Raw genomic sequence first — 13,440 nt, forward strand, 5'->3', positions numbered from 1 at the left:
GGATTTTCTGGGGAGTATGATTACATGCGCTATTGGGTTGTCCAAAGGACGCCCCATACTATCAGGTTCGGCTCGGAGGACGGATTTGCCTGCCCTCCTCGACACCTACACCATTCAACCGGCTATTCCGTCAGCCGGCGGCACTGTCACTGCTCCGTCACCGCGTCACTCCTGAAGGTAGTACCGGAATATTAACCGGTTCTGCCATCGGCATCGCCATTCGGCTGAGCCTTAGGACCCGACTTACCCTGATCCGATTAGCGTTGATCAGGAAACCTTAGTCTTACGGCGAGGGGGGTTCACACCCCCTTTATCGTTACTTATACCTACATTTGCTTTTCCACACGCTCCAGAGAAGCTCGCGCTTCGCCTTCGACGCAGAGTGGAATGCTCCCCTACCGATGATGATATCATCCCAGGGCTTCGGCAGAATACTTATGCCCGATTATTATCCACGCCAAACTCCTCGACTAGTGAGCTGTTACGCACTCTTTAAATGAATGGCTGCTTCCAAGCCAACATCCTAGCTGTCTTAGCAATCTGACTTCGTTAGTTCAACTTAGTATTCATTTGGGGGCCTTAGCCGCTGGTCCGGATTGTTCTCCTTTAGGACACGGACCTTAGCACCCGTGCCCTCACTCCTGACATAGAACCGGCAAGCATTCGGAGTTTGTCAAGACTTGATAGGCGGCGAAGCCCTCGCATCTTATCAGTCGCTCTACCTCATGCCGGTATAAGTCAAGGCTGCACCTAAATGCATTTCGGGGAGTACGAGCTATCTCCAAGTTTGATTAGCCTTTCACCCCCACCCTCAGGTCATCCGGAAGCTTTTCAACGCTTATCGGTTCGGTCCTCCAGATGGTGTTACCCATCCTTCAACCTGCCCAAGGGTAGATCACTTGGTTTCGCGTCTACTCCTTCCGACTAAAACGCCCTATTAAGACTCGCTTTCGCTTCGGCTCCAGGTCTCAAGACCCTTAACCTCGCCGGAAAAAGTAACTCGTAGGTTCATTATGCAAAAGGCACGCCGTCACCGCCAATAGGCGGCTCCGACCGCTTGTAGGCGCACGGTTTCAGGAACTGTTTCACTCTTCTGCTCGAAGTGCTTTTCACCTTTCCCTCACGGTACTGGTTCACTATCGGTCTCTCGGGAGTATTTAGCCTTACCGGATGGTCCCGGCAGATTCACGCAGAATTTCTCGTGCTCCGCGCTACTCAGGATACCACTGGGCTGGATACGGTTTCGTGTACGGGGTTATCACCCTCTATGACCCGCCTTTCCAGGCGGTTCCACTCACCGTAACACATGCCGGAACGTGGTCCTACAACCCCGCCGGCGCCGTAACGCCGGTGGTTTGGGCTCATCCCCGTTCGCTCGCCACTACTGGGGGAATCATTGTTTATTTTCTTTTCCTGCGGGTACTAAGATGTTTCAGTTCCCCGCGTTAGCCTCTGTCTGTGACAGATGTCACTCCTTCAAAGTGACGGGTTGTCCCATTCGGAAATCCGCGGATCAAAGGTTATTTGCACCTACCCGCGGCTTATCGCAGCTTATCGCGTCCTTCATCGCCTCCGAGAGCCAAGGCATCCGCCGTGCGCCCTTACTTGCTTTTTTATCGTACCGGCTCACATTGTGTGGGTCGATATATACTTTCAGCTTTAACTTTACTTTTTTATTGTTCGCATCATGTCAAAGATCGTAATACCCGAAAACACGGGAATATGTGGAGAATAACGGATTCGAACCGTTGACCCCCTGCTTGCAAAGCAGGTGCTCTAGCCAGCTGAGCTAATCCCCCCCAAAAAAGGGTAGTCCCAGGCAGAGTTGAACTGCCGACCTCTACATTATCAGTGTAGCGCTCTAACCAACTGAGCTATAGGACTGTCAGTCAAACCCCGGCCGTGGAAAAGGCCCGGCTTCTACTTTTCTCGTATTCGGATAAACAAACAGGCGGTACAAGACAGGAGAACCGGACTTCCTAAAAATATACGAAGTCACTCCAGAAAGGAGGTGTTCCAGCCGCACCTTCCGGTACGGCTACCTTGTTACGACTTAGCCCCAATCACCGGTTTTACCCTAGGGCGCTCCTTTACGGTTACGCACTTCAGGTACCCCCGGCTTTCATGGCTTGACGGGCGGTGTGTACAAGGCCCGGGAACGTATTCACCGCGCCGTGGCTGATGCGCGATTACTAGCGAATCCAGCTTCGTGGAGTCGGGTTGCAGACTCCAGTCCGAACTGAGAGGGGTTTTTAGGATTGGCCGGGCGTCGCCGCCGGGCGGCTTGCTGTACCCCCCATTGTAACACGTGTGTAGCCCCGGACGTAAGGGCCGTGCTGATTTGACGTCATCCCCCCCTTCCTCGCATCTTACGACGGCAGTCTCGACAGAGTCCCCGGCATGACCCGATGGTAACTGTCGATAAGGGTTGCGCTCGTTATGGCACTTAAGCCGACACCTCACGGCACGAGCTGACGACAACCATGCAGCACCTTCACAACCGCCTTGCGGCTTACCCCTTTCAAGGTAATTCGGTTGCAATTCAAGCCCGGGTAAGGTTCCTCGCGTATCATCGAATTAAACCACATGTTCCTCCGCTTGTGCGGGCCCCCGTCAATTCCTTTGAGTTTCACCGTTGCCGGCGTACTCCCCAGGTGGAATACTTAACGCTTTCGCTTGGCCGCTTACTGTATATCGCAAACAGCGAGTATTCATCGTTTACCGTGTGGACTACCAGGGTATCTAATCCTGTTTGATACCCACACTTTCGAGCATCAGCGTCAGTTACGGTCCGGCAAGCCGCCTTCGCGAACGGAGTTCCTCGTGATATCTAAGCATTTCACCGCTACACCACGAATTCCGCCTGCCTGTGCCGCACTCAAGACGCCCAGTATCAACTGCAATTTTAAGGTTGAGCCCCAAACTTTCACAGCTGACTTAAGCGCCCGCCTACGCTCCCTTTAAACCCAATAAATCCGGATAACGCTCGGATCCTCCGTATTACCGCGGCTGCTGGCACGGAGTTAGCCGATCCTTATTCATAAGGTACATGCAAAAAGGCACGCGTGCCTCAATTTATTCCCTTATAAAAGAAGTTTACAACCCATAGGGCAGTCATCCTTCACGCTACTTGGCTGGTTCAGGCTTACGCCCATTGACCAATATTCCTCACTGCTGCCTCCCGTAGGAGTTTGGACCGTGTCTCAGTTCCAATGTGGGGGACCTTCCTCTCAGAACCCCTATCCATCGTAGGTTTGGTGGGCCGTTACCCCGCCAACCGCCTAATGGAACGCATCCCCATCGGTTACCGGAATCCTTTAATGGAGAAACCATGCGGAATCACCATACTATCCGGGATTAATCTTTCTTTCGAAAGGCTATACCGGAGTAACCGGAAGGTTGGATACGTGTTACTCACCCGTGCGCCGGTCGCCATCGGACTTAGCAAGCTAAGTCCATGCTGCCCCTCGACTTGCATGTGTTAAGCCTGTAGCTAGCGTTCATCCTGAGCCAGGATCAAACTCTTCATTGTAAAAGTATCGTGTGCTCTCACTTAAACCCAAATCCCGAAGAAAATGGGAAAAAGGAGGGCATGTTGCTCTGTTCAGGACATCCGAAATTCTAAAGAAGTCTCAATGTTCAATCCCCCGAGCGAATAAGCAAGGGGGCATTGACGGTTCTTCTGTTTTACCCAAGAACGCCTTCCGAATGAACGGAAAACGAATCTTGATCTTGTACTACTTGTATTGTTTATGTAAATCTGTTCAAAGATCGACGGCGCTGACCTCTAAGGGAAAGCGGATGCAAAGGTAAGCACTTTTAGCAATATACTCCAAATTATCGGAGAAGTTTTTTTCCCTTTTTTATTTACCGCCACACGCTCTCTCTGCGAAAGGGGAGGAGAATAAAGGGAAACGAAAGCCGCTTGCAGCATCTCGCAAACCATCATGTCAAAGCGCACATGCCCCCGTTGCCGAAAGCGGATGCAAAAGTAGAGCTTATGGGAAATACGGCAAAATATACGGGGAACTTTTTTCCGAGAAAAATGAAAAAAAATAATCAAACGACTGAAAAACAGCAAGGTAGGAGGAAGAAGAAAAGGAAGGGAGGAAAGGTGGGGAGCGGAAGGGACACATTATAATAATGGAAAAGGAAGAAAAAAGGGGGAAAGGACACGGGGGTAAGGGAGGGGAAAGGAGAGAAAAACATATGAGGCGTGCCGGCGGCGTGTCTCCGCCGTGTCCGCGCCACCTCCGCTCCGTATCCATATAAGCGGAGATTATACGGAGGTAATACGGAGGTGATACGGAGATGATACGGAGGTGATACGGAGATGATACGGAGCGGATACGGAGCGGATGCGGAGGAGATGCGGAGCGGATACGGAGATGATGCGGAACACCAAACCAGTGTGTGTGCAAAAAAAGACAAGGATTTATTGGATAGTTATTTTTTTTCGTACATTTGCTATTCCATCATTTACCTACTTTATTCAGATACTCCCACAAAGTCGATATGAAGAAAAAAAAAGAGAACAGTCGGTCAGATACTTTGAAAGATAATTTCGAGAAACTTTTCAAAGAAAATTATTCCAGTCTTTATTATTATGCCCTTCATTTTATTCCTGATAGTGAAATTTGTAAAGATTTAGTAAGTGATACATTTTATTTTGTGTGGGAAAATATTAAAACTTTACGTATGGAAACTGCAAAAGTTTATATGTATACTCATCTTCAACGACTTTGCATTGATTATCTTCGCCGTTTAGGTATGATAGTCGGTAAAACAGAATCATATCTTGCAATGCTTCGGGAGTGGAATGAGAATGATTGGAAGGAAAGCGAAGAGCGCATTCAGAATATTATGCGTTTAATAGAGCAGATGCCCACACTTACGCGGACAATAATGGAACAATGTTATATATATAAGAAGAAATACATAGAGGTAGCCGAAATGACAGGACTTTCGGAAAGCGGTGTACGCAAGCATGTGATGAAAGGATTAAATATTATCAGACAGTATTTTTCCGTTAAATATAAAAAACGGCAGTGACTAAGTCATTAATCAGTTCGTAATAAATAATGTTATAAATATTTTATATTATGAGGGAATAAGCTTTATGAATGATTCAAATAATAAAGAAGAAAAGAATGGTAAAGAAGTATATCAGACACCGGAAGAGATTTTACATTACGAATGTGAACAGGCATTATTGCGCCACCATTTCAAGGAGCCTTCTGTCAATGATGAGTGGAAGAAGTTTCAACATTCGATACCATCGAATCTATTGAGTGTCGTACATAAAAAGAAGCTTCTTACCCATTATATTATCAGTGGCATTTCGGTAGCCGCAATGATATTAGGGGCCGTTTTCCTTGCTTTGCCTAATCATAATGCACAAGGAGTGAAAGGTAGCCAAGAAATGAAAGTATTGATAGCTTCAGCATCTGAAAATCAGCAAGTTGTTTTGGAGGAATCGGAGAACGCTGCGTCAGAAGAACAGACAGTGGTAATTAATAATACGATTCCACATATAGAACGGCAAGGTGCCGTTTTGTCGGTAAGAGAAGCCGATTACACCCATGTAAATGTCAAGAAGATTCGTCATAACATAGTTTCCATACCTCGGGGCAAAGTCTATAAGATACTTTTAAACGACGGTACAGAAGTTTGGCTTAATGCAGACAGCCGCTTCTCTTTCCCCTCCCGTTTTTCCGGGAAAAATCGTGTCGTGACACTTGACGGAGAGGCTTATTTCAAAGTAGCGCCCGATGAGCACAAGCCTTTTATTATTACTACTGATAAAATGACAACGCAAGTATTAGGAACAGAATTTAATATCAAAGCTTATAAAGAATCAGAAGCCCATGTGACGTTGGTACGTGGTTCAGTATGCGTGCGATTGCCGCATAAAAAAGAGGAAGTGATCCTAACTCCCGGTGATGACATTGTTTGCACCGAGAATGGTTACCAAGTGAGAAAAATCGACACAAGTTACTATAGTCAGTGGATGGAAGGTTATTTTTATTATGATGATGTATCCCTTACCGATATTTTACGCGATCTCGCGCGCTGGTATAATCTTTCTATTGAGATAGAGCAGGAGCCTTCGCTTATAAATCTGCGACTGCACTTTATTGCCGAACGGAGTGATAATATAGAGCAAGTGATTGAGAACTTGAATACTTATGAATATTTTTCTGTTATAAAAAGAGAGAACAGGTTAATAGTAAAATGGAACTATAATGCAATCCAATAAAAGATAATTGAAATGATATTGGAATAAGCAGAGATAAGATTCTGTTAAAAAAATCCTCAAAAGATAAGGGTAAAAAAAATAAAGAGCGTTTGGTGGGACTAAACGCTTTATTTTTTCGTATTTAAGTAAAAGTCACCTTTAATTTAATCAAGTTCATGAAAAATTTTTATTGTTTGAAGGCCTTCCACAAATGTTTTTTATTCTTCTTGCTCTTCTTTTTCAGTGGGAGTATTGGGAGTGGAAGTGCGTTAGCACAAAGTGTTTCACAGAAAATAGATTTGGTATGTCACAATGAGCTTATGCCATCTGTGCTAAAAAAGCTGGAGCAAGAAACTAAATTCAAATTTCTGTTTACGTATAACGAACTCCAACATTTTAAGGTTACAGTTGAGATTAAATCGAAAACGATAGATGAGGTGATGAACGCTATTTTAGCCTCTTATCCGCTAACTTATAAGATTAATGGAATATATGTCACAGTTTCAGCTTTGCAGAAAACGAAGCAGAGGCGCATAAAGGGGCGTGTCGTGGACATTGACGGAATTCCTCTACCCGGTGTCAATATTCTTACCAATGACATTTCTGTGGCAGGGGTCAGTGACGGAGATGGAAATTTTGACATTTTAATTCCCGATAGTAAAGAAATTAAGGAAGTGAGATTTTCTTATATCGGAATGAAAACCGTATCTGTACCTTTCGCAGAAAAGCTTTTTTTTATTTCCATGAAAGATGATACGCAACTTGTAGATGAGGTAGTTGTCAACGGTATATTTGAACGTAAAAAAGAGAGTTTCACAGGTGCTACCACTGTTATTAGAAAAGAAGAATTGATGCGGAATGGCAGTCAAAACTTATTGCAAAATTTAAAGAATATAGATCCTGCCTTCAAGATTGTAGAGAATATGGATTTAGGCTCCAATCCGAATGCCATGCCCGAAATCAGAATGCGTGGGCAGCAGTCAATGCCCGATTTGAAAGGGACATATAACGGGAATCCTAACTTGCCGCTATTTATATTAGATGGCTTTGAATCGGATATTACAGCTGTTTACGACTTAGACATGAACCGTGTAGAAACTATTGTTTTGTTGAAAGACGCTGCCGCAAAAGCAATTTATGGCTCCAAAGCGGCCAATGGAGTGGTGGTCATAGAAACCCGTAAGCCCGAAGCCGGTAAATTGAGAATCACTTATAAAGGAGATTTGAACCTGACAATCCCGGATTTGACAGGATATAACCTTTGCAATGCCCGTGAGAAGTTTGAAGTAGACAAAGCACACGGTGTGTATTCCGACCCGTGGTTTTGGGAACAATATTTGAATAATATACAATCGGAAATAGCACGTGGCGTAGATACCGATTGGTTGGCACAACCCCTACGTACGGGAGTCGGACATCGACACTCGGTTTACTTGGAAGGAGGCGACGAACGCCTTCGGTATGGCGTAAATTTACTTTACAACGACATCAAGGGGATTATGAAAGATTCCGGTCGTAAAACGTTTACCGGAGGTTTTATTCTCTCCTATCGTTATAAAAATTTATTATTTCGTAATCAATTCAATACCACTTTGAATCATGCAGACGACTCTCCTTATGGTTCTTTTTCCGAATATGCAGAGTTGAATCCATACTGGACACCATATGATAAGAATGGCAATTTGAAGCAAATTGCCGGTTCGACAGGCGGTGGAGGTTTGGTAGGTGTTACTAAAGGAAATCCGTTGTGGAATGCGGCTATCGGTACAAGAAACTTTGGTAAATACACAAATCTGACTAATAATTTTTATATCGAGTGGCAGTTGGTCGAGTCATTGAAATTGACGGGACGTCTGGGGTTGTCGAAAACATTCAACAGACGGGAGGATTTTTATCCAGCTTCCCACACATCTTTTTTAGGCTATTCGGAAGAACGTTCTTTTGACAAGGGAAGTTATAGTAAAGCCGATGGAGAGAGTAGTTCCATATCAGCCGACCTAACGGCAAATTATTCTTTATTCTTGAACAAAAACCACTTATTCTTCAATGCAGGCTGGAATATGCAGCAGAATCAGTCAGAAACCACTAAATTTAAAATCATAGGTTTTCCCAATGACCGTATCAATTTCATTGCTTCCGGTCTGAAACCGGATCCCAATCAACCATTTTCCGGAAGCGAAAGTATCGGTCGATCAATTAGTCTGCTATCGGCAATGAACTATTCATATGATGATCGTTATTTGGCAGATCTCTCTTATCGTGCCAGCGCCTCTTCTCTTTTTGGAAAAGAAAACCGGTGGGGACATTTTTGGGCTGTAGGCGCAGGGTGGAATTTACATAAAGAACCCTTCATGAAAGAGGCTACTTGGTTGAAGCAATTTAAAGTAAGAGCTTCTACAGGCTATACGGGAGCACAAAACTTCAGTTCTTATCAGGCGTTGGCCACTTTTGGATATTATCAAACGCAAGCTTATGATAATTGGATAGGTTCTTACCTGATGACTTTGCCCAACGACAACTTGAAATGGCAGAAAACCCAAGATTATAATGTCGGAGTTGATATCAACCTCTTCAACCGTCTGAATATTCGTTACGATTACTATATACAGAAGACCGAAGATCAGCTTTTGTCACTTACAGTTCCGCCTTCTATGGGATTTCTTAGCTATATGGAGAATTTGGGAAGTACTGAAAATAAAGGCATGGAATTGAAGCTGAATGCGCACCTTCTATATAATCCGGCAGAAAATCGTTACTTAAGCGCATTTTTCTCTATTGCCAAAAATTCGAATAAACTAAAAAAAATATCGAATGCCTTGAAAAACTATAATGATGAAGTAGATGGCAAAATTGTAGCCGGTAAAACGAATAAGCCTCAGCTTCATTTTATCGAAGGAGAATCCATGAATGCCATTTGGGCTGTACGTTCATTGGGCATCGATCCGGCCACAGGAGATGAATTATACCTGACTAAGGATGGAAAAACAACAACGGAATGGAGAGCGGAAAACCAAATAGTGTGTGGAGACGCTATGCCGAAATGTACAGGAACTTTCGGATTAAACTTAGATTATAAAGGAATCTTCATGAATATGTCTTTCTTTTATCAGCTGGGTGGACAAATGTATAATCAGACATTGGTAAACCGCGTGGAAAACGCCTATGTAGGTCTGAACGTAGATAAGCGTATATACGATGCCGTTTGGAAGCAACCGGGCGATATCGTCGATTTTTCTTATAGCCCTTATAAGACGACCAAACCAAGCTCCCGATTTATTCAGGACTTGAATGAACTGCGTTTTTCTATATTGAATGTCGGCTATGATTTTCGTCATACAGCTTTTCTGAACCGGCTTAAACTCGCACAATTGAAAATCAGTTTCTATATGAACGATATTTTCCGTGCATCTACCGTAAAAGTGGAAAGAGGATTGGATTATCCGTTTGCCCGCACTTACTCGATTTCTTTACAGGCAACTTTTTAATATAGTAGAATATGATGACAAAAACACAAAAAATAAGAAGAACGCTTGGAATGTTGCTCTTATCTTTGCTAAGCATTTCGTGTCAGGACTGGTTAGACGTCAGTCCGAAGTCTGAAGTGAAATATGATGATTTGTTCAGCTATAAAAATGGATTTAAAGACCAGTTGACAGGAATCTATACTGCGCTTTGTTCTGAAAATCTATATGGGGCAAACCTTTCTTTTGGTATGGCAGATGCTTTGGGACAACAATATGTATGGAAGCAAGAGGCAGGTACATACTATCATCTGCATCGATTTGAGTACGAGAATACCACCAGCCGTGGAGTAATCGACAATGTGTGGAGCAGTATGTATAATGTGATTGCCAATATTAATATCCTGTTGCAAGGCATTGATGAACACCGGGGAGTTCTGTCAGAAGCAGAAGAAAAAGTTTATGAAGGTGAAGCCTATGCTTTGCGTGCCTTTCTGCATTTCGATCTGCTTCGGTGGTTTGGCAAGAGTTATGCGAACGGTGCCGGTGAGAAGGCTATTCCGTATGTGAAAGGAGTATCAAAGGAGGTCACTCCATTATCTACAGTTTCCGAGACTATTGAGCTGGTGATTGAAGATTTGAAGCGCGCATTGGAGCTATTGGCGACAGACCCCATAAAAACAAATGACTCTGTCATGAATTTTTTGGGTACACGTGATTTTCATCTCAATTACTATGCAGTTTGTGCATTGATGGCTCGTGCCTATCTTTATAAAGATGATAAAGCTAACGCGTTGCGATGTGCCCGTGAAGTCATCGAATCGAACAAATATCCTTGGGTGGTAAGTAGTAATGTTACCACCAATACACGCGAAACACGTGACGGGATTTTTAAAACGGAGTGTATTTTCATGCTCAATAATACAAGATTGAAATCGCTGACGGAAAGATATTTGAAGGAAGGGGAAAGTAACACTGTAGGAAATTTGCTTATCATGTCTCCGGAGGTATGTGCAGAAATATTCGAAACCGGCCAGTATGGCTTTGATTGGCGATACAACTATTACTTTGAGACATTGTCGAGTTATTATCTTGGCAGTACTAAGTTGTGGCAGCTTTCTTCTAACTATAACAATCGCCAACCAATGCTCAGGATCAGTGAGATGTGGTTGATTGCAGCAGAATGCGCAGTCTCGAAAAAAGATGCCGTGAACTGTATCAACACATTGCGTAAGCATAGAGGATTTGACGAAGGAAGTATGTTGACCGAAGGCGGGACAACTGATATGATGTTGAAAACTATTATCGGAAAAGAATACCGAAAAGAGTTTATCGGAGAGGGACAATGGTTTTTATATTGCAAGCGGTTGGATATTGAGGAGATACCTGATGTAACGGTCCCTTTCAGCAAGGGATTTTATGTACTTCCAATGCCTGATCAGGAGAAAGAATATGGTAATAGAAAATAAAAAGGAAGGAGACGATATATGAAACGATTCGGTTATACGATAGGGTTATCTCTGTTGTTGATGATAAGTTGTACCAAAGACAACTACTTACGATATGACACAAATGTAGCTTCTTTACGATTTGTCTATTCTCCGGCAGGGAAAGACAGCACGGTTTACTCTTTTGGGCTACATCCGGGAGTAGAAGAGGATATAGTAGAAATAGCGTTCAAACTAATAGGAGTAAGTTCTTCCGAACCCAGAGAAGTTGCCGTGGAAGTTGTAAAGGAGAAAACAACGGCTATAGAGAACAATGACTTTGTGATTGAGCCATGCAAATTGCCGACAGATGCAATTGCCGGTAGTGTAAAAATAAAAGTACGGAAAAACAAGAGCTTAGATGGAGAAAGTAAGGTTGTCGCTCTGCGTTTATGCGCCAACAATTACTTCTCAGAGGGTCCAGTCAACGAATCGACATTCAAGGTTGTAATAACCAATGATTTGGCAGAACCTGCGGGATGGATTTTCAACGAATACAGTCGCGTAAAGCATCAATTCGTTATTTTACATACAGGGGTTGCCATGAATTATAACCAATGGAGCACTTCGGAACAGATTTATTGGAAGGGCGTATTGATTAATGCTCTTTATGAATATAATAAAGCACATCCGGGAGAACCCTTGACTGATGAAAACGGTTTAGTGGTAACCTTCTAATTATTAACGGTAAAGACACGTGCAATGATGAAAAACAGACTAAAAATCAGGCTATACCTTATCATGGGATTGATGATAGGTCTGGCCGCTTGTTATGACGATCACGGGAATTATAATTATTCCGAGTTACCCGACATCACTCTTGAAGTAAAAGATACGGTATATGCCACCCAATTCAAGCCATTGGAATTGTCGGTAAACATCAAAGCGAATGGCGCCGAAGAAAGTGATTATGAATTTAGCTGGCGTCTTTGGTCGAATGAAATCGGAGGCGTCTGGAAACAGAAAACCATCAGCAATACAAAGGAACTTTCTTATTCTGTGACAGAAATACCGGGATCTTACTCGCTGGTACTTACTTGTCATAATAAGAATACCGGAATAGATACCTACAAGAAGATTCTTCTGGTTGTGCAAGGAGTTATTACCGAAGGATGGATGGTTCTACAGGAGAAAGACGGAAAGACTGATTTCGATATTATTATGAGCCCTTATTTTTCCAACCGAGTAGATAAAGATCAGATATTACATGACGTTTATCGGTCAATCAATGGAGAGCAATTGGAAGGAAGGGGCGTCAAGATGGGTAGTTTCTTCTGTTTGGGACGCTATCAGAACGTAATGATTCTGACTGATAAAGGTGGGGTTCGCTTGGATGCCATCACCATGCAAAAGACCTTCGATATCTCTACTTTGATGCCGGATATGAAGAATTGGAAACCGGAGAATTATATTTTCTACCATTATTATTGGAGTCCCGGCCGATACGGTTATGACGCCATTATCTCCAACGGACGTTTTTATGAATATAGTACTATTGGTTCAATGGGTTTTACAACTTATATTGAACCTATCCTAAAAGATGGAATGACCTATAAATCGGCTTCTTATGCCCCCCGTTATTTCGATTATTATCTGGCTATTATCTATGATGAACTGGGTGGGCGTTTTCTGTGCTTTCCCAAAAAGAACGGAGGTTCTACATGGATACTTCAAGAAATGCCTGACAATGCTTCCGGCTCGGTATTCAACATAAAGAATATGCGTGCGAAGCTACGATATATGGATACAGGTTTTAATAACTACGAGTATGGATTGTTTGAAGATTGGAATACTCATACAAATACTTTGTATGCATTTAATTTTGATGCGAAAACCAATGTAGATAAGGCAATGTATAGTGCGGAAAACTGTCCTGATATACAAAAGGCCGGCTATTTTGCCGTAGGAAACTTAGGGCCGGTATTTTATTACGCTACAGACAGGGATATTTATCAATATGACTATGCGGGCACCAATACGGGCAAAAAGGTTTACACTTTAACTAACAATGAGGAAAGAATTACCGGCATGAAAATCTTCAAACCTTGTGTCGATCGCTTCATTCGCTCACATCCTTACAATAATAAGATTTTAATAATTTCTACTTATAATGAAAATTCAAAAGAAGGGAAAGTATATATGTATTATATTAACGTAAGCAATGGAGCTATTGACGCTTCTTCGGAGAAGATCTTCAGTGGATTCGGAAGAATTCTGGACATGGAGTATAATTTTCCGAAATATGGTTCTTGAA

7 protein-coding genes, 2 tRNA genes and 2 rRNA genes (1 of these 11 cut by a window edge) are annotated in these 13,440 nt (G+C 43.1%); 7 read left to right on the forward strand and 4 right to left on the reverse strand.

Annotation, left to right across the window (positions count from 1 at the left end; translation table 11 throughout):
• The 4 genes from C4H11_RS03395 to C4H11_RS03410 form a co-directional block, all read right to left on the reverse strand.
• Nucleotides 1-1,615, reverse strand: a 23S ribosomal RNA gene (locus C4H11_RS03395) (it extends 1,275 nt beyond the left edge of the window).
• A gap of 110 nt (nucleotides 1,616-1,725) precedes the next feature.
• Nucleotides 1,726-1,799, reverse strand: a tRNA-Ala gene (locus C4H11_RS03400).
• 11 nt (nucleotides 1,800-1,810) lie between these two features.
• Nucleotides 1,811-1,884: transfer RNA gene (locus tag C4H11_RS03405), tRNA-Ile, on the reverse strand.
• A 120-nt stretch (nucleotides 1,885-2,004) separates the two neighbouring features.
• Nucleotides 2,005-3,532: ribosomal RNA gene (locus C4H11_RS03410) — 16S ribosomal RNA — on the reverse strand.
• The 16S and 23S rRNA genes sit together here with 2 tRNA genes alongside, the layout of an rRNA operon.
• Before the next feature lie 468 nt (nucleotides 3,533-4,000).
• Here C4H11_RS03410 and C4H11_RS14285 point away from each other — a divergent pair.
• From C4H11_RS14285 to C4H11_RS03445, 7 genes are all read left to right on the forward strand, one after another.
• A complete protein-coding gene (locus C4H11_RS14285) occupies nucleotides 4,001-4,141 on the forward strand; it encodes a hypothetical protein (protein WP_205729969.1) in 141 nt (46 codons plus the stop codon).
• A gap of 374 nt (nucleotides 4,142-4,515) precedes the next feature.
• Nucleotides 4,516-5,052, forward strand: a complete 537-nt coding sequence (locus tag C4H11_RS03420) for an RNA polymerase sigma factor (protein WP_106040458.1) — start codon at nucleotides 4,516-4,518, stop codon at nucleotides 5,050-5,052.
• Between the two features lie 67 nt (nucleotides 5,053-5,119).
• Complete coding sequence (locus tag C4H11_RS03425; RefSeq protein WP_106040459.1) at nucleotides 5,120-6,259, forward strand: FecR family protein; 1,140 nt, start codon at nucleotides 5,120-5,122, stop codon at nucleotides 6,257-6,259.
• Between the two features lie 155 nt (nucleotides 6,260-6,414).
• Nucleotides 6,415-9,723, forward strand: a complete 3,309-nt coding sequence (locus C4H11_RS03430; RefSeq protein WP_106040460.1) for a SusC/RagA family TonB-linked outer membrane protein — start codon at nucleotides 6,415-6,417, stop codon at nucleotides 9,721-9,723.
• Between the two features lie 11 nt (nucleotides 9,724-9,734).
• Nucleotides 9,735-11,168, forward strand: coding sequence for a RagB/SusD family nutrient uptake outer membrane protein (locus tag C4H11_RS03435; protein ID WP_106040461.1), 1,434 nt, complete (start codon nucleotides 9,735-9,737; stop codon nucleotides 11,166-11,168).
• 18 nt (nucleotides 11,169-11,186) lie between these two features.
• Entirely contained in the window at nucleotides 11,187-11,864 is a 678-nt protein-coding gene (locus tag C4H11_RS03440; RefSeq protein ID WP_106040462.1) for a DUF4843 domain-containing protein, read from the forward strand.
• A 24-nt stretch (nucleotides 11,865-11,888) separates the two neighbouring features.
• The gene (locus C4H11_RS03445) at nucleotides 11,889-13,439 is read left to right on the forward strand and encodes a PKD-like family lipoprotein (RefSeq protein ID WP_106040463.1); all 1,551 of its coding nucleotides are present in this window, start codon (nucleotides 11,889-11,891) and stop codon (nucleotides 13,437-13,439) included.
• Nucleotide 13,440 lies beyond the last annotated feature (1 nt).

The sequence above is a fragment of the Bacteroides zoogleoformans genome (assembly GCF_002998435.1).
In the GTDB taxonomy this organism is placed as follows: domain Bacteria; phylum Bacteroidota; class Bacteroidia; order Bacteroidales; family Bacteroidaceae; genus Bacteroides; species Bacteroides zoogleoformans.

What these genes read in the sequence shown, in the direction of transcription:
- C4H11_RS03440 (WP_106040462.1), top strand. Translation starts at nt 11,187, where the DNA reads ATGAAACGATTCGGTTATACGATAGGGTTATCTCTGTTGTTGATGATA.
- C4H11_RS03435 (WP_106040461.1), top strand. Translation starts at nt 9,735, where the DNA reads ATGATGACAAAAACACAAAAAATAAGAAGAACGCTTGGAATGTTGCTC.
- C4H11_RS03445 (WP_106040463.1), top strand. Translation starts at nt 11,889, where the DNA reads ATGATGAAAAACAGACTAAAAATCAGGCTATACCTTATCATGGGATTG.
- C4H11_RS14285 (WP_205729969.1), top strand. Translation starts at nt 4,001, where the DNA reads ATGGGAAATACGGCAAAATATACGGGGAACTTTTTTCCGAGAAAAATG.
- C4H11_RS03420 (WP_106040458.1), top strand. Translation starts at nt 4,516, where the DNA reads ATGAAGAAAAAAAAAGAGAACAGTCGGTCAGATACTTTGAAAGATAAT.
- C4H11_RS03430 (WP_106040460.1), top strand. Translation starts at nt 6,415, where the DNA reads ATGAAAAATTTTTATTGTTTGAAGGCCTTCCACAAATGTTTTTTATTC.
- C4H11_RS03425 (WP_106040459.1), top strand. Translation starts at nt 5,120, where the DNA reads ATGAATGATTCAAATAATAAAGAAGAAAAGAATGGTAAAGAAGTATAT.